The organism is Streptomyces sp. NPDC093065 (genome assembly GCF_044754585.1).
In the GTDB taxonomy this organism is placed as follows: Bacteria; Actinomycetota; Actinomycetes; order Streptomycetales; family Streptomycetaceae; genus Streptomyces.
This window is the reverse complement of sequence record NZ_JBIVPJ010000001.1, coordinates 238,534-263,602: the sequence shown is the minus strand read 5'-3', so window position 1 is coordinate 263,602 and position 25,069 is coordinate 238,534. Positions and strand designations below refer to the sequence as shown.

Genomic DNA, 25,069 nt, shown 5'->3' with positions numbered 1-25,069 from the left:
AACTACACCCACGTCCGGGGGCGGTAACGATTGGCACGTTCCACCAGGTCGATCCTCTCCTCGCCGCCCCGAGCCAGCCGTGCCAGCGTGCGGTACGAACGCTCCAGGCCGAAACGCAGGCCGCGTTCGTCCAGGCCGCTGCCGAGCAGCGTCCGTCCCCCGGCGGCGGGAGGGACGGAACCCCGACCTCCGGAGAGTACCCAGTCCAGCGCGCAACCGAGGACCTCGACCGACAGCTGCTCGCGCCGCGCCGGATCCAGACCGTACACGTCCAGTGCCTCGACCTGCCGCGCGGCGGCGATCAGATCGTCCAGGAACTCCAGGTCGCCCGCGGCCGCGGTGCGCCGCCGCAGCCTCGCCCGCACGGCCGCCACGCGCGCTCCGGTGCAGTGGACCGACGACTCCGGCACCGACTCCAGCGTCCGTACGGCACCGGCCCGGTCGCCGCCGGCCAGCTGGACCCGGGCCAGCCCGAACGCCGCGCTGACATGGCTCGGGTCGGAGGCCCACACCAGCCAGTAGTACTCGGCGGCGTTGTCCAACTGCCCCAGCACCTCCGCGCACAGGGCGAGCGCGAGCTTGGGCGCGATCTCGCCGGGGAAGGCGTCGTAGACCGCGTCGAAGGCCAGCGCGGCGTCCTCGTGGGCGCCGGTCACCAGTGCGGCGAGACCGCGGTACCAGACCACCCGCCAGTCGTCGGGGCGTTCGCCCTCCAGGTCCCCGAGGACCTCCAGCGCGGCGGGCGCGTCGCCGTTCTCCAGCAGGGCCCGGATCTGCCGCAGCCGCGTCTCGGCCGACGGCGCCGGTGCGGCGGCCAGCGCCGTCAGCAGCTCGGCCGGCGCGGACGCCATCAGGCCCGCCAGGAAACCCGCGTTGGGGTCACCGGCGTCGACCCGGGGGACCGGCAGCGCCAGCGTGGCGGTGGGCGCGTCGGCCGGCTCGACCAGGCCGGAGGTCCCGACGTCGAGACCGCCGACGCTGCTCACGGCACCCGGCAGCGCCGCGCTCGCGCCACGCGGCGCACCCGTCGTCGCGCCCGCGGGCAGGGCACCGGCGCCGGCCGGCGGGGCGTGCGCGACGGTCCCGCCCGGCGCGCCCACGGCAGGACCGGCCCCGCCCGGCAGCGCGGACGCGGCTCCCGCACCGCCCGGCGGCACCGCGGCGGAGCCGCCCCGGCGTCCCCGTCCCCGCGTACGCACCGCCCTGGCCCCCAGCCGCGACACGTCGCCGTCGAGGCGCGGGAACAGCTCCGTGTCCGTCACCCGCACCTCGGGCCCGAACAGCGTGGAGACGGCGGGCCTGGCACGGCCCGTCTGGAGCGAGACCACCTCGCGCAGTACACCCGTCAGCTGCTCCGCCATCTCCTGCGCGGAGGCGAACCTGCGGGCCGGGTCCGGGTCGGTGGCCCGCACCAGCAGCCGGTAGAACGACTCGTAGCGCCGGAAGACGTCGATGTTGTCGGGGTCCGGCAGGGAGTCCGCGTAGACCGTGGTGTAACCCTGGAAGTCGAAGGTCAGCACGGCCAGGGTGCGGCCCACGGTGTACAGGTCGGAGGCCACCGACGGGCCGACGTCGGCGACCTCGGGGGCCTGGTAGCCCACCGTGCCGTAGATGGCCGACTCGTCGTCGTCCATGCGGCGGACCGCGCCCATGTCTATGAGCTTGAGCTGGTCCTCGGTCTGGATGGCGTTGTCGACCTTGAAGTCGCAGTACAGCAGCTTGCGGCTGTGCAGGTGGCCGAGCGCCTCCAGCGCCTCGATGCCGTACGCGCAGGCCTGCTCGACCGGCAGCGGGTCCCGTCTGCCGTCCGGGGAGCGCCGGGCGTTGGCGATCTCCTTGAGCGACTTGCCGCCGACGTACTCCATGACGATGTAGCCGTCGAGGGAGCCGGTGCGCTGGTCGAGGTGCTCGACGAAGTTGTAGATCCGCACGATGTTGGCGTGCTCGATCTCGGCGAGGAAGCGCCGCTCGGAGATCGCCGCCGCCATCGCGTCCTGGTCGCCCGTGTCCAGCAGGCCCTTGAGGACCACCCAGCGGTCGGACACGGCCTTGTCCACCGCGAGGTAGATCCAGCCGAGGCCGCCGTGCGCGAGGCAGCCCACCACCTCGTACTGGCCGTGCACCACGTCCCCGGCCTTCAGCTTCGGCACGAACGAGTACGGGTGGCCGCACTTGGTGCAGAAGCCCTCCGTACGTCCCGGCCGCTCGCCGCGCGCGCGCCCGACCGGCGCCCCGCAGTCCGAGCGCGAGCAGAACCGCTTGCGCTCGGGCACCTCCGGGTGGTCCATGACCATCTCGCGCGGGTCGGGCCGCGGCACCGCCGGCACCTCCACGAGACCCACGCCCAGGCGCCCGCGACCGGTGGACCCGGCACCCGAACCCGAGCTGCGCACGGACACCGAACGCCCCGTGGAACGGCCCGACACGGCTCGCGAGAGCCGCCCCGACACGGAACGCCGAGACTTCGACGACTGCGAGGACGTGCGGGAACTGCGGGCGCTGGAGCGGGAACCGCCGCTGCCCGACGACCCGCGCGAGCCCCGGCCGCCGCCCCCGGTGACGCCCGTGGGGACCGAGCCGAGCGCGCCGCCCGACCCGACGACCGGCGCGAGACCGCAGGTGTCGCAGTACAGCTCGCCGCCGCCCATGTCCTCGTAGGTCCCGCCGCAGCCGGGACGCTGACACGTCCGCCCTGCCTCACTCATGCCGCTGCCTCCCCCTTCTCGCTCCCTCGCGGGTGCCGCTCGCGGGGGAGCCGCCGGTCGCGCGCCGGTTCCCGCCCGTGCGCCGGTGATCGCTCATGCGCCGGGTCCCGTCCGGTCGACCTGTCCGCCCTGGCCGGGTACGCGCGGTGCGGTGGTGCCGAGCAGTTCGGCCGCCGCGTACTGGTAGCGCAGCACGGCCTGCTCGGCGACGCGCAGGTCGCAGGGCGCGCTCCACAGCATGCGGCGCGCCCGCTCGTACTTCTCGGCCAGCTCCGGGTCCTCTGCGTGCCCCAGCCGGGCCATCTTCGCCTTGTAAGCGTCCAGCCGGCCGCGCAGCTCGGCACGGACCGCGAGCGGTGCCGTGACCGCCGTCAACGACTCGCGGGCCCGCAGCAGTTCGTCCTCCGCCTTCTCCTCCAGGGACTCCAGGAGCGGCGACAGGCGGTGCCACTGGGCGTGTCTGCGGTACTCGGCGGCAGCCGCCAGCTGCTCCTGGAGCACGATCGGCGGTCCGCCGACCACCGGCACCTCCGTCGCGGCGATCTTCGCCAGCACCTCGCCGCGCGCGGTGCGGGCCTCGGCCAGCGTGCGGTCCGCGCGGGAGAGCACGTCCCGCAGCCGCACGATCCGCTGCTCGGCGTCCTGGCGCACGGCCAGCACCGCGTCGATCTCCCGGCGCACCTCCTCCAGCGCCAGCGCCTCCCGGTCGTACACCGTGGTGTCGGGCCGGCCGCCGCCCGGTGCCGAACTACCCTGCGCGGGCGTCCAGAAGGCCAGCGGGTCGGAGACCACCTGCTCGCGCAGCCGCGTCAGGGTGCGGGTGATCCGCTCCAGGTCGTCCCCGGACGGGTGCTCGCCGGGGCGCACGCCGACCGAGTGCGCCAGCTTGCGGGTGCGCTGCAGTTCGGCGGCGAGTAAATCGATCCGGGCGGGCAGGGCCGACCACACGGCGTCGGCGGCGACCACCATGTCCAGGGAGGTCGCGTAGAGATGGTTCATCCGGTCCACCAGCGCCACCAACGTGTACCGCTCGCTGAGCCGGCCCGGACCCCCGTTCGGGGTGGGCGCGTTGGCGGTGGCGGCGGCCGAGCCGGCCACCGTGACGGCCTCGCCGCGCAGCAGCTCCGTCAGCTCCGCCAGGTCCTCGCGGCTGGACCAGCGGCGCCGGGAACGGATCTCCCGCGCGGTGCGCAGCGTGCCCGAGTACGCGTCGAAGTAGGTCCACAGCAGCGTGATCGACGCCTCCGTGGCCGCCCAGCGTCCGGCGGTGACGCCGGTCAGCTCGGCGCCTTCGAGGAGTCTGCGGCCCGCGTGGTCCTGGAGGGCGAGGAGCGAGGTCTCGATCGCCTCGTGCTCGGCGCCGAGCCGCGCCAGCGCACGGTCCACCTCGTCCCGGTCCATCACCGGCCCGGTGGGTCCCGTGTCGCCCATCGATCACCTCTCGCCGTAGCGGACTTGCGTGTGCCGTGCGTGTGTTCTCTCCTGGCCTGCGCCGCGGCCGTCGGTCAGCTCTCGCGCAGGTACTGCGGGGTCGGCGGCAGCGACTTCGCCGCGTCGTCCATGGTCTCCGACAGCCACCGGTCGTACGAGTGCTGCCACCCCTTTGCCCGGTCCGCGCGCCACTGCTCCAGGACCTGGTTGACCCGGCGTACCAGATCGTCGGCGTCCTTCTTCATCGCCACGCCGTAGTACTCGGTGGTGAAGGCGTCGCCCTTCAGTTCGACCGTCGGGTCCTGTGCGGCCTGGCTGGCGGCGAGGGCGCCGTCGGTGACCACCGCGTCGACCTCGCCCAGCTGGAGCCTCACCAGGCAGTCGAGTTGGTTGGGCACCGTGGTGCGCAGGTCGACGCCCTCGGGCAGCTTGCCGTCCGTCCGGTCCTGCTCCAGCGTGCTCAGCGCCGTCGAACCCGCCGCCGTGCAGATCTCCTTGCCGGCCAGGGTGCCGTCGTACCCGGTGATCTCCGAGGACTTGGGCGCCAGTACCTGCTGGCCGGTCTGGAAGTAGGGGGCGGAGAACGCGACGTCCTTCAGCCGGTCGCAGTTGATGGTCATCGTGCGGACGACCATGTCGACCCGGCCGTCCTGGATGGCGGGGACGCGCTGGTCGGTGGGGATCGCCTTGAACTGCACGGCGTCCTCGTCGCCGAGGACGTCCTTCGCGATCCGGTGCGCCAGGTCGATGTCGAAGCCCTCCAGCTCGGCGTCGCCGCCGCTGTTCGGGTCGCGGTAGCCCCAGCGGTAGCTGTTCTGGTCGACGCCGACGATCAGCTTGCGCTTCTCGCCCTCGCGGGCGCGGATCTCGTCGACGGTCGGCCCGTCGTCGCCGGAGGGGGCGAGGGTCTGCTTCTCCGGGGCCTTGCACTCCTCGGCGGCCCGCGCCCGGCTGCCGTGGGCGACACCCTGGCCGCCGCCGGCCGTGCCGTCGTCGTCCCCGCCGTGCGAGTGGACCACCGGCAGGAGCAGGGCCGCCAGTACCGCGAGGGCGCAGGCGAGGGCCATCGCCCCCACACCGCCCCAGCCCTCCAGGCCGGTCCGCAACCGTCGCGCACGCATCCTCGCGCCCCCTTTCCCGGGCACTGCCTCCACGGGCACCCCTTCCCGCCGGCCCGCCGGGTGCGCGGCCCGCCTCACCGGTACTCCGACAGCCTGCGGCCGATGCCGACGAGCGCCCCGGCCGCACCGAGGGCGGCGAGCACACCGGCACCCTGCGGCAGGTAGCCCATCGCGTCCAGACCGTCGCCCGCCGCCTGCTCGAACTCCGCCTTCTCGTGCTTCAGGGCGGTGGCCAGCGCGGCGTCGACGCCGTCGAAGCACTCCACCGTGGCGCCGTCGCCGCCGATCACCAGGTCCAGCGCCTGCTGGTAGTTGCCGTTCTCGTCCTGCTCACGGGCCGAGGTGTGGCGCTTCTTCCACTCCGTCATGTCGCCGCTCGCCGTGCCCACCGGCTGTTCGCCGGTCTCGTCGTCGGCGAGCCGGCCCGCCTCGGCCAGTGCCGTGCCGAGGGCGTCCATGTTCTTGTTGAAGGCCAGGTCGTAGGAGTCGTACGTCTCGCCGTCCACCTTGGTGGTCTCCGCACCGCGGGAGACCAGGGTCAGGTTCTCGTTGCCCCGGGCCTTGAGGGAGGCGATGCGGGCCTCGTTCAGCGCGTTCAGGGAGCGCACGCCGTGTTCGTAGGAGTCGGTCAGGTTCGAGCGGGCGACGCCGTGGCCGACGACCAGCCAGAGCAGCACGATCGCGGAGGCGGCGGTCGCGGCGACCAGGCCGTGGTTCAGGACGCGGTTGGTGCGCCGGTAGTGGCGGTGCTGGGCCCAGGCCAGCGCGCCGAGCAGGACGACGCCGAGGGCGATCGCCGCCCAGGGGTAGGGCTTGGCGTCGCCGTAGTCGGCGCTCAGCCGCTCGTTCTCCTTGGTGTAGAGGTCCTCCGCCGCCGGGAGCATCTCCTTCTGCATCTTCTCGTTGGCGTAGCGCAGGTAGGCGCCGCCGACCGGGAAGCCCTGCCGGTTGTAGGTGCGGGCGCGCTCGACCAGGCCCTTGTACTCGGGCAGCAGCCGGTTGAGTTCGGCGATGGTCTTCGCCGCCGGGGACTTGGGCTCGGAGTTGGCGGCGGCCGTCACGAGCCCCTCGGCGGCCGCGCGGATCCCGTGGTCGTAACGCGTGCGGGAGTCCTCCGTCTCCTGCCCGCCGGCCAGGAAACCGCTGGAGGCCGCGGTGTTGGCCTCGGCGAGGGAGCGGTAGATGTCGGCCGCGGCGGAGCTGAGCGGCTGGCTGCGGGTCAGCACGTCGTCGGCGGCCGCGGTCCGCTCGTTCATCTGCCAGGCGGTGACGGCACCGAAGGCGATCACGAGTACGGCGAGCAGCGCGCCGATGATGCGCAGCCGCCCCGGCTCGGTGACCGCGGCCGCGCGCAGCCGGTCCACGCCCTCGGCGAAGGCGGTGCGACGCCGGGCCGGGGGCGGCGGGGGAGCGGAGGGCGTACCGCCCGACCGCTGTCCCGGCACCGGTGCGGCACGCGGCGGTACGGCGGGCGGGCCGGGCACACCCGTGCCGGGCGGCGCCGCCGCGCTGCCCTTCGGCGGTTGAGTCACTGCTGACCTCCCCCATGGTCATCCGTCGCCGCAAGTATCGCTGCCCGCACCGGCATTCGCACCGGGCTTCACCCGATCTTGATGCCATCCCGGTGCAACGCACCACCCCTGCCCATGAATACGCCACGGGAACCGGTTCGGTTCCCCGTACCGGTTCCCGGTCGCCCACGCGGCGGGTGATGCCGGTGATGCGGATGACGCGGGTGGCGCAGTCGGCGCAGATCGTCGCAGACGGCTTCGGCGGCTTCGGCGGCTCAGGCTGCTCAGGCGGCGAAGTGCTTCCGGACCCGTTCACCGGCTCCGGCCGCCGCGCCCACGTGGTCGAGCCCCAGCAGCACCGCGCCCAGCACGGGCGGGGCCGTCACCACGCGGGGCACCGCCTTGGGGGCGTGGGCCGCCAGCAGTTCCCGTATCCGGTCGTCGAGCCGCGGATGCCGGGCCGCCAGCACGCTGCCGCCGAGCAGGACCGGCGCCGGTTCGTCCAGCAGGTCCAGGCGGGTCAGCGCGACCGCGGCCATGGCCACCACCTCGTCGGCCTGCCGGTCCACGACCGACCTGGCGAGCGGGTCGCCCCCGGCCGCCGTGGCGAACAGCACGGGGGTCAGCTCGTGCCGCCGTACCGGCTCGATCCGCCGCAGGTGCAGGGCCTCTATCAGGGCGTACATCGAGTCGAGGCCGAAATGCGCCGGCAGGGTCCGGGCCAGCTCGGTCGGCCCGCCGCGGCCGTCCTCCGCGCGCGCGGCGTGCCACAGCGCCTCCTCGGCCAGCCCCCAGCCGCCGCCCCAGTCCCCGGAGATGCGGCCGATGGCCGGGAACCGGGCGGTGCGCCCGTCGGGGCGCATGCCGACGCAGTTGACGCCGGCCCCGCACACGACGGCGACGCCCAGCGGCTCGGCGACACCGGCCCGCAGGATCGCGAACGTGTCGTTGCGTACCTCGACGCCCGCACCCCACGCGCGCGCGTGCAGCGCGGCGGCCAGCTGCTCCTCCTCCACCGGCAGGTCGGCGTTGGCCAGGCAGGCCGACACGTGGCCGACGGAGGTGACGCCGGCCGCGTCGAAGGCCCGCGTCACCGCCTCCGCCAGGGCGTCCACGGCCCGTTCGACACCCACGGCGGGCGGCCGGAAGGCCCCGCCCCGCGCCGTGGCGAGGACCTCGCCGTCGGCCGCCACCACGGCCACGTCGGTCTTGCTGTTGCCCGCGTCGACGGCGAGGACGCTTGCGGTCAGGCCCACGCCAGGTGCTCCCGGTTGTGTGCGATCAGCCGGTCGGTGAGCTGCTCGGCGTACGCGTACTGGCCCACGAGCGGGTGGGCGAGCAGTGCCCGGAAAACCCGGTCCCGGCCGCCGCGCAGGGCCGCGTCCAGGGCCAGGTCCTCGTACGCGGTCACGTTCGCCATGAGCCCCGCGTACAGCGGGTCCACGTCCGCCACCGGCAGCGGGGAGGCCCCCTTGCCGCCCACCGCGGCCGGCACCTCGATCACCGCGTCGTCGGGGAGGAAGGGCAGCGTGCCACGGTTGTAGGTGTTCACCACCTGGTACGGGGAGCCCGCGCCGCCGAGCAGGGCGGCGGCGAGGTCCACGGCGGCCTCGGAGTAGTAGGCGCCGCCGCGCTTGGCGAGCAGCTCGGGCTTCTCGTCCAGGGCCGGGTCGCCGTACATCTGCAGCAGCTGCCGTTCCATCTCCGCCACCTCGGCGGCCCGGGACGGCTTGGTGCGCAGCTCGTCGACGACCTCGTCGTGGGCGTAGTAGTAGCGCAGGTAGTAGGACGGGACGACGCCCAGGCGGTCCAGGAGCGGCCGGGGCAGGCGCAGGTCGGCGGCGACCTTCTCCCCGTGCTCGGCCAGCAGGCGGGGCAGCGCGTCCTCGCCCTCGGGGCCGCCGAGCCGTACGGCGGTCTCCCAGGTGAGGTGGTTGAGGCCGACGTGGTCCAGGTGGACGTCGGCGGGTGCCACCCCGAGCAGCGCGGCGAACTTGCGTTGCAGTCCGATCGCCACGTTGCACAGCCCGACCGCCCGGTGCCCGGCCCGGAGCAGGGCGCGGGTGACGATGCCGACCGGGTTGGTGAAGTCGATGATCCAGGCGTCCGGGTTGGCCCGGCGCACCCGCTCGGCGATGTCCAGCACCACCGGCACCGTGCGCAGCGCCTTGGCGAGCCCGCCCGCGCCGGTCGTCTCCTGGCCGACGCAGCCGCACTCCAGGGGCCAGGTCTCGTCCTGCTGCCTGGCCGCCTGACCGCCGACGCGCAACTGGAGCAGGACCGCGTCGGCGCCGTCGACGGCCGCGTCCAGGTCGGAGGTGGTGACCACCCGGCCACTGTGGTCCTGCCTGGCGAAGATGCGGCGGGCGAGGCCCCCGACCAACTCCAGCCGGTCCGCGGCCGGATCCACCAGGACCAGCTCCTCCACCGGCAGCGTGTCACGCAACCGGGCGAAGCCGTCGATCAGTTCGGGCGTGTAGGTCGAACCGCCGCCGACCACGGTGAGTTTCATGAAGTCATCAACCCTTTACTCCGGTCAGTGTGACGCCCTCGACGAACGCCTTCTGCGCGAAGAAGAACACGAGGATCACGGGGGCCATGACCAGCACGGTGGCGGCCATGGTGAGGTTCCAGTCGGTGTGGTGGGCGCCCTTGAAGGACTCCAGGCCGTAGGAGAGCGTCCAGGCGCCGGGGTTCTCGGAGGCGTAGATCTGGGGCCCGAAGTAGTCGTTCCAGGCGTAGAAGAACTGGAAGAGCGCCACGGCCGCGATGCCCGGCTTCGCCATCGGCAGGACGACCTTCAGCAGGGTGCGCAGCTCCCCGCAGCCGTCCACCTTCGCCGCGTCCAGGTACTCGTCCGGGATGGTCAGCAGGAACTGCCGCAGCAGGAAGATGGAGAAGGCGTCGCCGAAGGCCATCGGGATGATCAGCGGCCACAGGGTGCCGGACAGGTCCAGCTGCTTCGCCCAGAACAGGTACATCGGGATGATGATCACCTGCGGGGGCAGCATCATCATCGAGATCACCAGCATCAGCGACAGATGCCGGCCCCGGAAGCGGAACTTGGCCAGCGCGTACGCCACCGGGATCGACGACGCCACCGTCAGCGCGGTGCCGAGGCCCGCGTAGAGCAGCGTGTTCTTCCACCAGGTGAGGAAGCCGGGCGTGTCCAGGACCGCGCGGTAGTTGCCCCATTCCCAGGTGTGCGGCCACAGGTCCCGGGTGAGGGTCTGCTGGTCGCTCATCAGCGAGGTGAGCACCACGAAGACGAACGGCAGCGTGAAGAAGAGGGCGGCGGCCACGCCCAGGGAGTGGACGGCGATCCACTCCAGCAGGACGCGGCGACGGGCGGTGCGTTCCTCCGTGGACGGCGGACCACCGGCCGCCGCGGGCCGCTCCAGCACCTGGGCCGTCGATACCTGGGTCATCGGTCACCTGCCTGGATCAGACCGCCCCGGCGGCGCATCAGCAGCGCGGTGAACGCCATCGCCAGTGCGAACAGCACGAGCGCGACCACGCAGGCGGAGCCGTAGTCGAAGCGCTGGAAGCCGAGGTTGTAGACGAGCTGGGGGAGGGTGAGGGTCGACTTGTCGGGATAGCCGGGCTCGAAGGACTGCCCGGAGCCGCCGATGATCCCGGAGGCGACCTTCCCGGCGACCAGCGGCTGCGTGTAGTACTGCATGGTCTGGATCACGCCCGTGACCACGGCGAACAGCACGATCGGCGAGATGTTCGGCAGCGTCACGAACCGGAACCGCTGCCAGGCCGACGCCCCGTCCAGCTCGGCGGCCTCGTACTGCTCCTTCGGCACGTCGAGCAGCGCGGCCATGAAGATGACCATGAGGTCGCCCACGCCCCACACGGCGAGCGCGGTCAGCGCCGGCTTGGACCAGGCGGCGTCCGTGAACCAGCCGGGCGCCGGTACGCCGAGGCCCTCCAGCACCGAGTTGACCGGCCCCGTACCGGGGTTGAGGAGGAAGACGAAGGCCAGCGTCGCGGCGACGGGCGGGGCGAGGTAGGGCAGGTAGAAGAGGGTCCGGAAGACCCCGGCGCCCGACTTGATCTTCGTGATGAGCAGCCCGACCCCGAGCCCGAACACCACCCGGCAGGTCACCATCACCAGGACCAGCCAGAGGGTGTTGCGCAGGGCCGGCCAGAACAGCGGGTAGTCCTGGAAGACGTACGCCCAGTTGTCCAGGCCCCGGAACTCCGGGACGCCGAAGCCGTCGTACTTCATCAGCGAGAAGTACACGGTGGACACCAGGGGGTAGGCGAAGAAGACGCCGAACCCGACGAGCCACGGGGACATGAAGGCCACCGTGCGCAGCGCCGAGCGGCGGCGCTTGGCGCGCAGCGTGTTGGTGGCGGCCGAGGATGCCGTCACGGATGTCATGGACGTCATGGACCGCTACTTCGTCTGCTCGATGTCGCGGTCGATCTGCTCGGCGGTCTTCTCCAGCCCCGCCTTGAGGTCCTTCACCTTGCCCGACTCGTACTGGTAGCCGAAGTCCTGGAGGGTCAGCTGGTAGGTGGCGCCGTTGACGGAGGCCGGCGGGGAGTTCGACTCGGGGTGCTGGGCGATGTCCAGGAAGGTCTTGAACGCCGGGTCGGTCTTCAGGTCGGGCGACTTGAGCGCCGGGAAGGTGGAGGGCACGTTGCGGATGGCGTTGGCGAAGGAGACGACGGCCTCGGTGTCGGTCGTCATGTACTTCACCAGCTCCCACGCCGCGTTCTGCTTCTTGCTCTGCGGGGCGATGCCCATGACGGTGCCGGACAGGAAGCCCTTGCCGTACTCGTCCACCTCGTCGTCGGCGACGGGCATCGGCGCGGTGCCGATCTCGAAGTCCACGCCCGCGTCCTTCGCCATGCCGAGCCGCCACTCGCCGTCGAGCTGCATGGCCACCTGGCCGGTCTGGAAGGGGTGCTTGGCGCCCCACTCGTCGCCGAAGGTGTTGCGGTACTTCTCCAGCTTCGCGAAGCCGCCGAGGTCGTCGACGAGCTTCTTCTGGTACGTGAACATCTCGGCGAACGCCGGGTCCTCGGCGACGCTGGACTTGCCGTCCTCGCCGAAGTAGGCGTGGTCCCACTGGGACATGTAGTGGTCGACGACGGTCTCGTAGCCGTGGTAGTTCGGCATGAAGCCGAGCTGCTCGTACCCGTCGCCCTTGGTCTTCGTCAGCTTCTTCGCCACCCGGGCGAACTCCGACCAGGTCTTCGGCGGGGCCTCGATGCCGGCCGCCTCGAAGGCGTCCTTGTTGTAGTACAGGCCGTAGGCGTCGCCGAGCAGGGGCAGGGCGCAGCGTGTCCCGTCGAACTGCGTGTAGTCCAGCATCGGCTTCGGGATGAGGGCGTCCAGGTCGAGCTTCGACTTCTCGACGAACGGCTTGAGGTCGAGGAAGGCGCCCGAGGAGCAGAACTTGCCGATGTTGGAGGTGGTGAACGAGGACACCACGTCGGGGCCGCTCGAACCGCCCGCGCGCAGCGCCTGGTTGAGCTTGTCATCGTTGATGTTGCCGACGACCTTCACCTTGATGTTGGGGTGCGCCTTCTCGAACCGGTCCACGTTGGCCTGGACGGCCTTCACCTCGGCGGGTGCGCTCCAGCCGTGCCAGAAGGTGATGGTCGTCTCGGCGTCCGGGTCGTCGGAGGCGCCGGATTCCGCCTGGCCGGTACAGGCGGTGGCGAGCAGGGTGAGGGAGGCGGAGGCGGCGACCGCGAAGGCCGCTTTCCTGGATATTCCGGGCATGGCGAAGCTCCCAGGGTCAGGGTGAGGTCAGACGGGTGGGGCAAGCGGGTGGTGGTGCGGGGGTCAGCGCGAGGTGTCGAAGACCTCGTCGCGGGTGGTCGCGAGCGCGCTCTCCAGCGCACCGCGCAGAACGGGGTGCTCGGTCACGTCACCGACGGCGAGCCGGGGCCGGGAGGCGGCCAGTTCCTCCAGTTCGTCCTGGACCAGGTCGCGCAGCGCCTCGCCTCCGGCGGTCAGCGAGGTGCCGCTCAGCACCACCAGCTCGGGGTCCAGTACCGAGACGAGGGAGGCGAGGCCGGTGGCCAGGCGGGTGGCGTAGGTCCTGAGCAGCCGGCGGTGCGGATCGTCGTCGGTGCCGGCCTGCGCGGCGCGGGTCACCAGGGCGGCGGCGACCTCGGTGTACGGCCCCGAGGGCACGTCGGTGACCCCCAGCTCCCGGGCCAGTCCCGCCAGGGCCTGGGAACCGGCCAGCTCCTGGAAGCCGCCGCTGCCGGTACGGCTGACCTTGCGGACCAGCGGGGCGCCCGGCACGGGCAGGAACCCGACCTCGCCGGCGCCGCCGGTCCAGCCGCGGTGCAGCCGGCCGCCGAGGACCAGGGCGGCGCCGAGGCCCTCCTGGTTCCACAGCAGCACGAAGTCCTCGTGGTCCCGGGCCGCTCCGAGGCGCTGCTCGGCCACGGCGGCGAGGTTCACGTCGTTCTCGTACTCGACCGGCATCGGCAGCGCGGCGGCGACTTCGTCGAGCAGGGTGGGGGAGTGCCAGCCGGGCAGGTGGGAGGCGTAGCGCAGCCGCCCGGTGCCCGGGTCGAAGGCGCCCGGCGTGCCGATGACGAGCCGGTGGACGGCGCTCCGGTCCAGCCCGGCCGCCTTCACGGCGCCGTCGAGGGCGTCGGTGACCTGCTGGACGACGGGAGTGGCGGGACGCCGGCCCGGGGTGGGCAGTTCGTACCGGCCGACCGTGCGTCCGGTGACGTCGGCGACGGCGGCCAGGACGCGGTCCGGGGTGACGTCGAGCCCGGCGGCGTACGCGGCGGCGGGGTTGACCTCGTAGAGCTGGGCGCCGGGCCCCGGACGCCCTTCGGTCGTACCCCCCGCCAGCACCAGCCCCGCCGCCTCCAGCCGGGCCAGCAACTGCGACGCCGTCGGCTTCGACAGCCCGGTCAGCTTGCCGATCCGGGTCCGGGACAGCGGCCCGTGCTCCAGCAGGAGGTCGAGTGCGGCCCGGTCGTTCATGGCGCGCAGGACGCGCGGGGTGCCCGGCGTACCGGCGGTTCCTGCCATGCGTGTCCACACCTGCCTCTCGACCGCTCAGCTTTTCAGGGGGCGATGGGGAAGTCCACCGCACGGATCACGGCAAACGCCTCCGAGAAGCTCTGTTAGGAAAGTTTCCTGTTGGACGGAGAACGTAGGCCCGCCCGCGAGGAGCCGTCAAGGGACCTGCGCGAGGCGGCCCGGTCGTGACCGCGAACCCACCGCCGGGCCGCACGAGCCGCGCATGGTAGGACTGTCCGAAAAGTGAACACGTTCTACGGGGGAGGTCTGCCGGATGGCGTGGGACGAGTGGGAGCCGATCAAGGCCGAGGCCGTCCAACGGCAGTCGGCACACACGCGGTTGAACCAACTGCCCGCCGAGGCGGGCGGCGGGAGCGACTCCGGTGATCTGGTGGTGCACGACGACGAGCTGGGCAAGCTCGGCAACCTGGCGTACGACCTGCTGACGCAACTGTCGACGGACGGCGACGTGGCCCGCCCGAGCACGTTCACCGCGTCGAACTCCCTCTTCAACGACGGCCTGGACATGGGTGCCGCGCTGCTGGAGGTCCACGACGGCTGGAACACTCAGCTCAGGACCCTCAAGGAGGCGTGCGCGCACATCTCCAACCACCTGGACTTCTCCCGGGCCGGCACGCGAACGGCAGCGTCATCGCCTCGCTCCCCTCCGGCGCGGCGGCCGGGGACAGCAAGGACGTCTACAAGCCCACGAGGTGCAGCAGAACCTCAGCGTGTCCCTGGCGAACGCGACGCACAGCCACTCGCCCGAGATGACGGAAACAGCACCGCCAACAGGATCGCAGGCAAACACGAATGAGCCGACCGACAGTGCGCAGGATCGTCCCGTCCGTGGTGTCGGTGGTGGCTCTGGCCATGGGTGTGTCCGCCTGCGGCGACGACGAGAGCTACGCGGTTCCCGACCGGCTCTGCGGGGTCTCGGTCGAGCCCGGACTCCTGAAGCCCTTGCTGCCGGCCGGCGAGGAGCTGAAGGCCGAGCCCCGGTATGTGGGGGACGACGAATTCCCGGGCAGCGAAGGTGCGCGGCGCTGCATGGCGACGGTGGACGGGAAGAACGCTCTCTACATCCAGGAGTTCAGCGGCCAGAACTCGTTCGACGTGCTTGAGCATGCGCGGAAGTCGTTCTTCGACCGGAATCCGCAGAAGATCAAGGGTGTGGCCAACGCGGTCGTCGCCGACGGGAGGTTCCTCGCGGTGACTCCGTGCGGGAACGGAAAGAAGAGTCATCTGCTCGACATCGACATGAACATGCCGGTCGAGGAGGCCGGTGACCTGCGGGGCGAGCTGGAACGCTTCGCGACGGCGTACCTGCCGGCCGGCAAGAAGAAAATGGGCTGTGAACAGTAAACAGCTGTGAACGGGGGGACACACACGCCATGAAGCGGCACACGCCCGCTCCCACGCCGAGCGGGCAGGACTGCGAGGGCTACTTGGCCGTGCTCGGCGGTGGGATGGGGGACGCCGCGATGGACTGGGGCGACACGGTGCTCGCGTAGGCGGAGGGTGCCGCGACGGCCGCTGTCGGGTCGGCGGCGGCCGGGGCGCCTTCCAGCGGAACGGTGGCGCCGCCGACGATGGCGATGCCGGCCGCGTCGAAGGCCCGCTTGATGCGCCAGCGCAGCTCACGCTCGACGGTGAGGGACTTGCCGGGCATGGTCTTAGCGGAGACCCGCACCACCATCGAGTCGAGCAGCACGGAGTCCAGGCCGAGGGTCTCGATCGGGCCCCAGAGCATCTCGTTCCAGGGCTCTTCCTTGCTCATCCGCTCGCCGACCGCGGTGAGGGTCTCCTTCACCTTGTCCAGGTCCTCGTCGGAGCGGACGGTGACGTCGACGCCGGCCGTGGACCAGCCCTGGGAGAGGTTGCCGATGCGCTTGACCTCGCCGTTGCGGACGTACCAGATCTCGCCTTCGGCGCCGCGCAGCTTGGTCACGCGCAGACCGACCTCGATCACCTCGCCGGAGGCCACGCCCGCGTCGATGCTGTCGCCGACGCCGTACTGGTCCTCCAGGATCATGAAGACGCCGGACAGGAAGTCGGTGACCAGGTTGCGGGCGCCGAAGCCGATCGCGACACCGGCGACACCGGCGGAGGCCAGCAGCGGGGCCAGGTTGATCTGGAAGGTGCCCAGCACCATCAGGGCCGCGGTGCCGAGGATGAGGAAGCTGGCCACCGAGCGCAGGACGGAACCGATGGCCTCGGAGCGCTGCCGACGCCGCTCGGCGTTGACGAGGAGCCCGCTCAGCGCGGTGCCGCCGGACGCCCCGCTCCTGCGGTTCATCCGGTCTATGAGCTTGGTGATCGCCCGCCGCACCACGGCGCGCAGCACCACCGCGATCACCACGATCAGCAGCACCCGCAGCCCGATCGCGAGCCACGTCGACCAGTTCTCCTCGACCCAGCCCGCGGCGTTCGTCGCGCTCTCGTGGGCCTCCCGCAGCGAGGGCACGGTCGGGGCCGTCGGGGTCGGTGACGGCGAGGGCGACGACGCAGACGACGAACCGGCGGCCAGCAGGGGCAGGACGGCGGCGGACAGGGACACGGCGGAAACCTCCAGACACGGCGGCCCGTCCTGCGCGGTCCGGTCCGAGGTCCGGTCCAAGGTCACGGAAAGGTCACCGGACGGGCAGATGCACCACACTAACGGGGCATGGGGCCCGCTTCGGCCCGAAACCGGCGGGGAAGACGCCGCTCACCCGCGCCTGAACTGGTCACGCCTTTCGATCACGGGTCCCGTGTGGTCGAAAACACTCCCAGCCCGTTACCGGGACATGGTGGCGCTACGACCAGGCATGAGGGGAGACTGAACCAGATCGTCCCGGCGCGAGCCACGCGCCGCCGACGCCCAAGGAGGCACCCGTGCCGCATGTCCTGGTCCTCAACGCGTCGTACGAGCCACTCGGCGTCGTACCGCTCCGCCGCGCGCTCGTCCTCGTCCTGGAGAACAAGGCCGTGTGCCTCGAGGAGTCCGGCGCCTATCTGCACAGCGCGACCGTCACCGTGCCCGCACCCAGCGTGGTCCGGCTCAAGCGGTTCGTGCGGGTGCCCTACCGGGGCCCCGTCCCGCTCACCCGCCGTGCCCTGTTCGCCCGCGACGGAGGCCGCTGCATGTACTGCGGTGCCGTCGCCACCAGCGTCGACCACGTCATCCCGCGCAGCCGCGGGGGCCTGCACGCGTGGGAGAACGTGGTGGCGTCCTGCCGCCGCTGCAACCACGTCAAGGCCGACCGCCACCTGGTCGAGCTGGGCTGGCGCCTGCGCCACAAACCGGCCCCGCCCACCGGCCTGGCCTGGCGCATCATCGGCACCGGCCATCGGGACCCGCGCTGGTTGCCGTACTTGCAGCCGTACGGCGCGGAGGACGCCATGGCCCGGATCGACGGCATTTCCGCCTGACGGTCCGGGCCTCCACTTGCTCCGGCGCTCCGGCTCGGGCTCCTGCCCCGGCTCAGCGCACCCAGTTCTTCAGCGGCTCGGTGTCCAGTGCGATCCCGACCGGCTCGGGCAGCGCGACCTCCTTGCCGAAGGGCAGCGTCTGCACGGTCTCGTACCGTCCCCCGTCCGGACGGCTGTGCACCTTGACCTCACAGGTGTCCCGGTCGACGAGCAGGTACACGGGGATCCCCGTCTCGGCGTAGGCCCGGGGCTTGTCGACCCGGTCACGCCGGTCGGTGTCCGAGTCGTACGAGGTGACCTCGACGACCATGAGGACGGGGTCGGGGTCGGCCCATTCGCCCTGGCCCACGAAGGCCTCAGCCGGGGCCAGTGAGCCGTCCGGCCGGGCACGGCCGCCCCGGTACGCCTCGACCACCAGTCCCTGGGTCGGATCCAGCCACAGGTCGGGTCGGTGCTGCATGCAGATTCGCGTCAGCCATTGGATGACGCGTCCGTGGTCGCCGTCGGGCACGGCCTTCCCCCCAAGATGTCCGTTGATGAACTCGAGCCGCGCGCCTTCTATGCTCCGGTCGGCATGGCGGGCGAGTTCCTCGAACTCGGTGACGAGCATCTGCGGCCTGTCGGCGGTCACGGTCACAAGGCTCCTCCGGATCTGCGGGGGTCCACATGCTCAGCGTAGGGGAGATCCGGTCCATCGGACGGCGCATACCGCTCGGCGTACACCGTCACAGGTACCGCAGCTCCCACCGAGTACATGTACTGAGTGAATAGCTGAGTGGTGCGGCCAGGTGAGGCGGTGCGAGCGTGTCCGGTTTGGGTGATCCGTGCTTCGGTTAGGTGATTTTTTGGCCGAGTCTGTGCGGGTTCAGGAGGGGGTGGATGTGACCAGGGTCACGTTGGGGGTATTGGGGCGTCTGTCCTCGCCCGGACTGGGTAGGGGCTGCCGTAACTCGCCACAAGCGTGTCCGACACACCGCCCGACCCCGAGCCCGAACCAGAGCCTGTTCCAGAGTCCGACCCAGAGCCTGAACCAAAGGAGACCCCCGTGGCTGCACTGGCGCCCCTTCTGCTGCCGGCCCCCTCCAAACCCGTGGCGGAGCCGTCCACCCCCTGGGCGGAGCCCTCCGCCGCCTCCGAGACCCCGCACTACTGCGTCTTCGGCGCCACCGGCAGCTGCGCCGAGACCCCGCTGACCAGCGAACCGCCGCTGCCCGACGCCGAGCCCCTCACCAGCGAGTCGCCGTTCGCCGACGCCGTGCCGCTGACCAGCGAGTCCTCGCCCGAACTCACGGCCGACGTGCCGGAGCAGGGCGGCCCCTCCTTCGCCGTCCCCGTCCCGGAACCCACGAGGTCGTAGAGGAAGCAGATGCCCGCAGCGCAGCCGGCCGAGCCCACCGCCGAGGACCTTCCCGAGGATCTGACCAGGCTCGCCGCCCTGCACGGCGTCGCCACCTCCTACCGCCCCGCCCCTGATCGCACCGTCCAGGCCTCGGCCACCGCCGTCACCCTCGCGCTGGCCGCCCTCGGCGTGGACACGGGCAGCCCCGGGGCCGTACGGGCCGCGCTCACCGCCCGCGAGGCCGAGCTGCGCGAGCGGCTGCTGCCGCCCACCGTCGTCCGCTGGGGCGACGGCGGCACACCGGACGCCCTGGCCGCCCTGCCGCCAGGCACCCGGCTGCGCGTCGACACCGAGCGGGGCGAGCGCCGCGACGGTGTCGAAGGGCTTCCGAGTGGGGTGCACCGGCTGACCGCCACCGCGCCGGACGGGCGCACCGCCGAGGCGCACCTGATCGTCGCGCCCGCCCGGCTGCCCGCCCCCGCCGCGCGCTCCCACGGGCTCCTCGTCCAGCTGTACTCCCTCCTCTCCCGGCGCTCCTGGGGCATGGGCGACCTCGGCGACCTCGGCGAACTCGCCGCCTGGGCCGGACGCGCCCTCGGCGCCGGGTTCGTCCAGGTCAACCCGCTGCACGCGGCCGTGCCCGGGGCTCCCACCGACCCCTCCCCGTACCGGCCCTCCTCGCGCCGCTTCCCCGACCCGGTGCACCTGCGGATCGAGGCCGTGCCGGAGTACGCGTACGTCACCGACCACGAGCGCACCCGGGTCCTGCGGGAACGCGCGGGGCGGCTGCGCGAGGGCGTGCTGGAGAAGGACGCCCTCATCGACCGGGACGCCGTGTGGGAGCTGAAGCGCGACGCGCTCGAACTGCTCCACGGGGTTCCCCTCGGCCCCGGCCGCCGCGCCGCCTACTGCGACTACCTCGCCGAACAGGGCACCGCGCTGGAGGACCACGCCACCTGGTGCGCGCTCGCCGAGGTCCACGGCTCCGACTGGCACCGGTGGCCCGAGGGCCTGCGCGACCCCCGCTCGGCCGCGACCGACCGCGCCCGCGCCGAGTTGATGGACCGCGTCGACTTCCACTCCCGTCTCACCTGGCTCACCGACACCCAGCTGACCGCCGCCCAGCACACCGCCCGCGAGGCCGGCATGCCGCTGGGGATCGTCCACGACCTCGCCGTCGGCGTGCACCCGCGCGGCGCCGACTCCTGGGCCCAGCAGGCGCACTTCGCCGCCGGCATGTCGGTGGGCGCGCCGCCCGACGCCTTCAACGCCCGCGGCCAGGACTGGGGGCTGCCGCCCTGGCGCCCCGACCGCCTGGCCGACTCCGGGTACGCGCCGTTCCGGGAGCTGCTGCGCGGCCTGTTCCGGTATGCCGGGGCGCTGCGCGTCGACCACGTCATGGGCCTGTTCCGGCTCTGGTGGGTGCCCGAGGGCCACCCGCCCACCGAGGGCACCTACGTCCACTACGACGCCGAGGCCATGCTCGCCGTCCTCGTCCTGGAGGCGGGCCGGGCCGGTGCCGTCGTCATCGGCGAGGACCTGGGCACCGTCGAGCCCGGTGTGCGCGAGGCGCTGCGCGAGCGCGGGGTGCTGGGCACCTCGGTGCTGTGGTTCGAACGGGACTGGACCGGCGACGGCCGCCCCCTGCCGCCCGAGCGGTGGCGCGCCGACTGCCTGGCCACCGCCACCACGCACGACCTGCCGTCCACCGCCGCCCGTCTCACCGGCGAACACGTCGAACTCCGCGACCGCCTCGGCCTGCTCACCCGCCCGCTGGAGGAGGAACGCGCCGAGGCCGCGGCGGACACCGCGGAATGGCTCGACGTCCTGGCCCGGCTCGGGCTGCTGCACGGGACCGGCGGCGACACCGGCACCCCCGCCGAGGAGGCCGGGATCCAGGCCGTGCACCGCTTCCTGCTGCGCACCCCCGCCCGCATGGCCGGCATCTGGCTCCCGGACGCCGTCGGCGACCGCCGTCCCCAGAACCTCCCCGGCACCTGGGACCAGTACCCGAACTGGCGGCTGCCCGTCGCCGACGCCGAGGGCCGCCCGGTGACCCTGGAGGACCTGGTCGCCTCGCCCCGGCTGCACGCCCTGATCGACGTCGTACGCGAGGCCGGCCGGGACGTGGTGCGGGATGCCCCGCGGGAGCGCGGCGGCGACCGGGACGGCTGACCGGTACGCCCGCGGGCCCCGTACGGGCACCCCGGGCGCGCGGTCGCCGGGACCGTTCGCTAACTTGGCACCGTGGACAAGAAGAACGCCCTGCGCGCCGGCGCCCTGGCAGCCGGTACGACGCTGATGATGCTGCTCATGTCGTCCCCCGCGCTCGCGCTGACCCGCGACGACGGCGACGACCCCGGCACCGGCCTGAGCGTCGTCGAGACGCTGGGCCTCTACGTCCTGGCCCCGATCGCGCTGTTCGTGATCATCGCGGGCCTGATCATGGTCCTGGACCGGTCCAACCCGGACCACCTGGTGAAGACCCCCGGCACGAAGGCCAAGTCCAAGGTCAAGGCCGACGCGAAGGCCTGACCTCCCGCCCGGCCCACCGCCCACGCTTCACCGAGGGCGCCGCCCCCGCCGCACGCACACGCATCAGCCGTACGGCGACGGGGACGGCGCCCTCGGTCGTTTCCGCGTGTCCCGGGTCTCCCGCGGTCCAGCGGGCCGGCCGCCCTACTTCTCCGTGCCGGCGAGGAGGTCGCGCAGCAGGCCGGCCAGTTGACCGGCCCGTTCCGCGTCGAGGGAGGCCAGTGCCTCGGTCTGCGCGGCCAGGCCCGCGCCGACCGCCTCGTCGATCAGCTCCAGCCCTCGCTCGGTGAGGGTGACCTGCAGTCCCCGGCGGTCGTGCGGGTCGGGGGAGCGGCGCAGCAGACCCGCCCGCTCCAGCTTGTCCAGGCGGCCGGTCATGCCGCCGGTGGTGAGCATCAGCGTGGCCGAGAGCTGCCGGGGGGAGAGCGTGTACGGCTCACCGGAGCGGCGCAGGGTGGCCAGGGCGTCGAACTCCCCGCGCGAGATGCCGAAGCGTGCGTACGCCTGCTCCATTCGGTCGCCCATCGCGCGCGCCAGCCGGAAGACGCGGCCGAACACCTCCATGCCGGCCGTGTCCAGGTCGGGCCGTACCGCCGCCCACTGATCGATGATCACGTCGACGGGGTCCTTGGGGTGTTCAGTCATGGGACGAGTATCGAGGCCTTTCCGGTCGGCCGCAAGAAAGTAGCTTGACGGAAACTTGCTTGAAAGTAAGCTACTTCCATACGAGCTTCTTTTGTTCCTCGCTCCTCGTTCTTCCCCTCTCGTTTCTCGCTCCTCGAAGGGGTGTCCCATGGCCGCCACCCGCCCCGCCGTCATCGCGCTCACCGCCCTCGCCCCCGTCTCCTGGGGCACGACGTACGCCGTGACCACCGAGCTCCTTCCGCCCGACCGGCCCCTGTTCACCGCGCTGACGCGGGCCCTGCCCGCCGGTCTGCTGCTGCTCGCCCTCGCCCGCGTGCTGCCGCGCGGCGCCTGGTGGGGGAAGGCGGCGGTACTGGGTGCGCTGAACATCGGGGCCTTCTTCCCGCTGCTGTTCCTCTCCGCCTACCGGATGCCGGGCGGCATGGCCGCCGTCGTCGGCTCGCTCGGCCCGCTCCTCGTCGTCGGGCTCTCGGCCCTGCTGCTCGGGCAGCGGCCCACCACCCGCTCCGTGCTCACCGGCGCCGTCGCCGCGTTCGGCGTCAGTATGGTGGTGCTGGAGGCGGCCGGGACGCTGGACGCGCTCGGAGTACTGGCGGCCGTCGCCGCCACCGCGTCCATGTCCGCCGGGACCGTGCTCACCAAGCGCTGGGGCCGCCCCGACGGCGTCGGCCCGCTCGCCCTCACCGCCTGGCAGCTGACCGCCGGCGGCCTGCTCCTCGCACCGCTCGCCCTCCTGGCCGAGGGCGCACCGCCCGGCCTGGACGGCCCGGCGGCCGGCGGCTACCTCTACCTGGCGCTGGCCAACACCGCGCTGGCGTACTGGCTCTGGTTCCGCGGCATCGCCCGGCTCCCGGCCACCCAGGTCACCTTCCTCGGCCCGCTCTCGCCGCTGACCGCCGCCGTCATCGGCTGGGCGGCGCTCGGCGAGGCGCTGGGCCCGGTGCAACTGGCGGGCATGGTGCTGGCGTTCGGTGCGACCCTCGCGGGGCAGTGGGTGCCGCGCGGGCGGGCGGCCGCAGCCGGCCCCGCATCTTTCAGTTCTGCTTCAAAGAACGGTCGGAAAGATTCGATGGACCTGACGGGTCCGCCCCTGCGACGGTAGGCCCGCCAGGCCTCCGACCAGGAAAGGACCTCCGTGGCCACAGCCACCCGCCGGACCGCCGCCCGCCCCGCCGAGACCTCCGCGCAGCCGACGGCGCCCGTCGCCCTCGGTCTCGCGCTCGCCGTACTCGCCACCCTCGTCTGGTCCGGCAGCTTCGTCACCTCGCGGGCTCTCGGCGACAGCGTGCCGCCGGTCCAGCACGCGTTCTGGCGCTGGGTGGTGGCCCTCGCCGTCGTCGCCCCCTTCGGCGCCCGGCGGGCCTGGCGGCAGCGTGCCCTGATCCGGCGCCACCTCGGCTTCGTGGTCCTCGCCTCCCTGCTCGGCGTGACCGTCTACAACACCCTCGTCAACCAGGCCGGCGTCACCACCCCCGCCGCCAACATGGGCATGATCATGGCGGCGTCCCCCGTCCTCATGGCCCTCTACGAACGCGCGGGCGGCGTCCGGCTCGGCGCCCGCCGGGTCGCCGGGCTGGTCATCGCCTGCGCGGGCGTCCTGCTGCTCGTCGGCGGTGACGGGGCGTCCTTCTCGGCCGGTGACCTGTGGATGATCGCCGCCGCCTGCTGCTTCGGGTCGTACAGCGCGCTGCTGCGCCGCAGGCCCGAGGGGCTGGACGGGGCGGGCTTCCTCTTCACCACGTTTCTCGTCGGCACCGTCCTGCTGCTGCCCGCGCAGGGCGTCAGCCTCGCCGTGCAGGGCGGCTTCGCCCCGACCCCGGACACCGTCTGGCCGCTCCTCTACGTCGGCGTCGCCTCCTCCGCCGTCGCCTTCTTCGCCTGGAACAAGGCGGTCTCCCTGATCGGCCCCTCCCGCGCCGGGGTCGTCTACTACCTCCAGCCGGTGTGCGTCGCCCTGCTGTCCTGGGCCCTGCTCGCCGAGCCGACCGGCTGGGCGCAGGCCGGCTGCATGGCGCTGATCCTCGGTGGCGTCGTCCTCGGCGCGGGGGCCCGCCGGTAGGTTGCCGCCATGGCCGACTGGGACATCCGCAAGCTGCAGATCCTGCGGACGCTGCGGGAGAGGGGCACGGTGACCGCGACGGCCGAGGCGCTGCACATGACGCCGTCCGCCGTGTCCCAGCAGCTGACGAACCTCTCCAGACAGCTCGGGGTGGAGCTGCTCCAGGCCCACGGAAGAAGGGTCCGGCTGACGGACGCGGCCCGGCTGGTGCTGCGCCACGCCGAGGCGGTGTTCGAGCAACTGGAGCGCGCCGACGCCGAGTTGGCGGCCCACATCCGGGGCGATGCGGGCGAGGTCCGGGTCGGCGCGTTCTCCACCGCCGTGCCCGCCCTCGTCGTACCGGCGGTCACCGCCCTGCGCGCCACGCGTCCGGGGATCGCGGTGCGGGTGCGGGAGGCGGAGGCGCAGGAGGCGTACGAGCTGCTGGCCGCCGGGGAGGTGGACCTCGCGCTGTCGCTGGCCGCGCAGGCGCCGAGCGCCGCCGACCCGCGCTTCACCCGTGTCCCGCTGCTCGCCGACCCACTGGACGTCGCCCTGTCCGGCGAGCACCCGCTGGCCCGCGCGGAACGGCTGCGGCTGGCCGACCTCGCCGCCGAGCCGTGGATCTTCGGCGGCAGCGGGCCCTGGTCCGACATCACGCGCGGTGCCTGTGAGACCGCCGGGTTCCGGCCGCACCGGGCCCACGCGGCGGCGGGCTGGCCGGCCATCCTCGCCATGGTCGGAGCGGGCATGGGCGTCGCCCTGGTCCCGCGCATGGCGGCCGTGCCGCGGGACGGGGTGGTGATGCGCGAGCTGCGCGAGGACCGCCCCGTCCGGCACGTCGTCGCGGCCGTGCGCAAGGGCGCGGAGGAGGCCCCCGCGACCGCCACCGTCCTGACGGCCCTGCGGGCGGCGGCACGGGGGCGCGTCGCCTGAACCCGCACGGGGGTCCGGTACAGGGCCCCGGGGGACGTTCGGTCCGTGCCGGATGCGGTTGGTTCGCGGCTGTCCGCGCCGGACGCGGCGGAGGGGCCCGGACAGAGTCCCGCGCTCCTCGGGTCATGCCCTTTCGCCCGTCGCAAGGCGTCGGGGAGGTCTTGGTGGCGCGGGGCCGGTCAGGTGTCGTTCGGTCGGGTGGGGTGTCGTGTCCGGGCGCCGGGGTCGCCGGTCGTGGTACTGCGGGCACGTGCCGGGTGCGGGTGGTTCGCGCCGGACGTGGCGGAGGGGCCCGGACAGAGTCCCGCGCTCCTCGGGTCATGCCCTTTCGCCCGTCGCAAGGCGTCGGGGAGGTCTTGGTGGCGCGGGGCCGGTC

At 72.9% G+C, this 25,069-nt stretch carries 22 protein-coding genes; 9 read left to right on the top strand and 13 right to left on the bottom strand.

Features of this window, described 5'->3' with window-relative positions:
* Positions 1 to 2: 2 nt before the first annotated feature.
* From ACIQFU_RS01085 to ACIQFU_RS01040, 10 genes are all read right to left on the bottom strand, one after another.
* Positions 3 to 2,705, bottom strand: a complete 2,703-nt coding sequence (locus ACIQFU_RS01085; RefSeq protein WP_402548028.1) for a tetratricopeptide repeat protein — start codon at positions 2,703 to 2,705, stop codon at positions 3 to 5.
* 93 nt (positions 2,706 to 2,798) lie between these two features.
* Entirely contained in the window at positions 2,799 to 4,136 is a 1,338-nt protein-coding gene (locus ACIQFU_RS01080) for a hypothetical protein (protein WP_402548026.1), read from the bottom strand.
* 74 nt (positions 4,137 to 4,210) lie between these two features.
* Positions 4,211 to 5,257: a glutamate ABC transporter substrate-binding protein gene (locus ACIQFU_RS01075; RefSeq protein ID WP_402548025.1), complete on the bottom strand. Its 1,047-nt coding sequence runs from the start codon at positions 5,255 to 5,257 to the stop codon at positions 4,211 to 4,213.
* Positions 5,258 to 5,331: 74 nt separating this feature from the next.
* On the bottom strand, positions 5,332 to 6,789 hold the full coding sequence (locus tag ACIQFU_RS01070) for a hypothetical protein (RefSeq protein ID WP_402548024.1): 1,458 nt from the start codon (positions 6,787 to 6,789) through the stop codon (positions 5,332 to 5,334).
* A gap of 263 nt (positions 6,790 to 7,052) precedes the next feature.
* The gene (locus tag ACIQFU_RS01065; RefSeq protein ID WP_402548022.1) at positions 7,053 to 8,024 is read right to left on the bottom strand and encodes an N-acetylglucosamine kinase; all 972 of its coding nucleotides are present in this window, start codon (positions 8,022 to 8,024) and stop codon (positions 7,053 to 7,055) included.
* The gene (locus ACIQFU_RS01060; RefSeq protein WP_402548021.1) at positions 8,015 to 9,280 is read right to left on the bottom strand and encodes a 6-phospho-beta-glucosidase; all 1,266 of its coding nucleotides are present in this window, start codon (positions 9,278 to 9,280) and stop codon (positions 8,015 to 8,017) included. Before ACIQFU_RS01060 ends, ACIQFU_RS01065 begins: the two co-directional genes overlap by 10 nt.
* Positions 9,281 to 9,287: 7 nt before the next feature.
* A complete protein-coding gene (locus ACIQFU_RS01055; RefSeq protein WP_402548019.1) occupies positions 9,288 to 10,196 on the bottom strand; it encodes a carbohydrate ABC transporter permease in 909 nt (302 codons plus the stop codon).
* Positions 10,193 to 11,161 (bottom strand): carbohydrate ABC transporter permease, encoded by a 969-nt coding sequence (locus tag ACIQFU_RS01050; protein ID WP_402548469.1) that lies wholly within the window; start codon positions 11,159 to 11,161, stop codon positions 10,193 to 10,195. The genes ACIQFU_RS01055 and ACIQFU_RS01050 overlap by 4 nt, the downstream gene beginning before the upstream one ends.
* 15 nt (positions 11,162 to 11,176) lie before the next feature.
* Positions 11,177 to 12,514: an ABC transporter substrate-binding protein gene (locus ACIQFU_RS01045; RefSeq protein ID WP_402548018.1), complete on the bottom strand. Its 1,338-nt coding sequence runs from the start codon at positions 12,512 to 12,514 to the stop codon at positions 11,177 to 11,179.
* A gap of 63 nt (positions 12,515 to 12,577) precedes the next feature.
* On the bottom strand, positions 12,578 to 13,795 hold the full coding sequence (locus ACIQFU_RS01040) for an ROK family protein (protein WP_402548017.1): 1,218 nt from the start codon (positions 13,793 to 13,795) through the stop codon (positions 12,578 to 12,580).
* Positions 13,796 to 14,060: 265 nt separating this feature from the next.
* On the opposite strand from ACIQFU_RS01040, the gene ACIQFU_RS01035 reads away from it, so the two are divergent.
* Both ACIQFU_RS01035 and ACIQFU_RS01030 read left to right on the top strand, forming a co-directional pair.
* A complete protein-coding gene (locus tag ACIQFU_RS01035) occupies positions 14,061 to 14,603 on the top strand; it encodes a hypothetical protein (RefSeq protein WP_402548016.1) in 543 nt (180 codons plus the stop codon).
* Positions 14,600 to 15,151 carry a hypothetical protein gene (locus tag ACIQFU_RS01030; RefSeq protein ID WP_402548015.1) on the top strand — a complete coding sequence of 184 codons (552 nt, stop codon included), beginning with the start codon at positions 14,600 to 14,602 and terminating at the stop codon, positions 15,149 to 15,151. The genes ACIQFU_RS01035 and ACIQFU_RS01030 overlap by 4 nt, the downstream gene beginning before the upstream one ends.
* Positions 15,152 to 15,230: 79 nt before the next feature.
* Here ACIQFU_RS01030 and ACIQFU_RS01025 read toward each other — a convergent pair whose 3' ends face one another.
* Complete coding sequence (locus tag ACIQFU_RS01025; RefSeq protein WP_402548014.1) at positions 15,231 to 16,346, bottom strand: mechanosensitive ion channel family protein; 1,116 nt, start codon at positions 16,344 to 16,346, stop codon at positions 15,231 to 15,233.
* Positions 16,347 to 16,663: 317 nt separating this feature from the next.
* Here ACIQFU_RS01025 and ACIQFU_RS01020 point away from each other — a divergent pair, with 317 nt between their 5' ends.
* Complete coding sequence (locus tag ACIQFU_RS01020) at positions 16,664 to 17,200, top strand: HNH endonuclease (protein WP_356861173.1); 537 nt, start codon at positions 16,664 to 16,666, stop codon at positions 17,198 to 17,200.
* Positions 17,201 to 17,252: 52 nt separating this feature from the next.
* Here ACIQFU_RS01020 and ACIQFU_RS01015 read toward each other — a convergent pair whose 3' ends face one another.
* Entirely contained in the window at positions 17,253 to 17,837 is a 585-nt protein-coding gene (locus tag ACIQFU_RS01015) for a Uma2 family endonuclease (RefSeq protein ID WP_402548012.1), read from the bottom strand.
* A 408-nt stretch (positions 17,838 to 18,245) separates the two neighbouring features.
* On the opposite strand from ACIQFU_RS01015, the gene ACIQFU_RS01010 reads away from it, so the two are divergent.
* The 3 genes from ACIQFU_RS01010 (at position 18,246) to ACIQFU_RS01000 (ending at position 21,074) form a co-directional block, all read left to right on the top strand.
* Positions 18,246 to 18,557 carry a hypothetical protein gene (locus ACIQFU_RS01010; protein WP_061444727.1) on the top strand — a complete coding sequence of 104 codons (312 nt, stop codon included), beginning with the start codon at positions 18,246 to 18,248 and terminating at the stop codon, positions 18,555 to 18,557.
* 9 nt (positions 18,558 to 18,566) lie between these two features.
* Positions 18,567 to 20,714: a 4-alpha-glucanotransferase gene (gene malQ / locus ACIQFU_RS01005; protein ID WP_402548010.1), complete on the top strand. Its 2,148-nt coding sequence runs from the start codon at positions 18,567 to 18,569 to the stop codon at positions 20,712 to 20,714.
* 72 nt (positions 20,715 to 20,786) lie between these two features.
* The gene (locus tag ACIQFU_RS01000; RefSeq protein WP_402548008.1) at positions 20,787 to 21,074 is read left to right on the top strand and encodes a hypothetical protein; all 288 of its coding nucleotides are present in this window, start codon (positions 20,787 to 20,789) and stop codon (positions 21,072 to 21,074) included.
* A gap of 144 nt (positions 21,075 to 21,218) precedes the next feature.
* Here the strand turns inward: ACIQFU_RS01000 and ACIQFU_RS00995 are convergent, their stop codons facing one another.
* Positions 21,219 to 21,719 carry a MarR family winged helix-turn-helix transcriptional regulator gene (locus ACIQFU_RS00995; RefSeq protein WP_402548006.1) on the bottom strand — a complete coding sequence of 167 codons (501 nt, stop codon included), beginning with the start codon at positions 21,717 to 21,719 and terminating at the stop codon, positions 21,219 to 21,221.
* A gap of 148 nt (positions 21,720 to 21,867) precedes the next feature.
* On the opposite strand from ACIQFU_RS00995, the gene ACIQFU_RS00990 reads away from it, so the two are divergent.
* The 3 genes from ACIQFU_RS00990 to ACIQFU_RS00980 are packed head-to-tail and all read left to right on the top strand — an operon-like array spanning position 21,868 to position 24,693.
* Positions 21,868 to 22,821, top strand: a complete 954-nt coding sequence (locus ACIQFU_RS00990) for an EamA family transporter (RefSeq protein ID WP_402548004.1) — start codon at positions 21,868 to 21,870, stop codon at positions 22,819 to 22,821.
* 33 nt (positions 22,822 to 22,854) lie between these two features.
* Positions 22,855 to 23,778, top strand: a complete 924-nt coding sequence (locus ACIQFU_RS00985; protein WP_402548003.1) for a DMT family transporter — start codon at positions 22,855 to 22,857, stop codon at positions 23,776 to 23,778.
* A gap of 9 nt (positions 23,779 to 23,787) precedes the next feature.
* A complete protein-coding gene (locus ACIQFU_RS00980; protein ID WP_402548001.1) occupies positions 23,788 to 24,693 on the top strand; it encodes a LysR family transcriptional regulator in 906 nt (301 codons plus the stop codon).
* Positions 24,694 to 25,069: the final 376 nt, after the last annotated feature.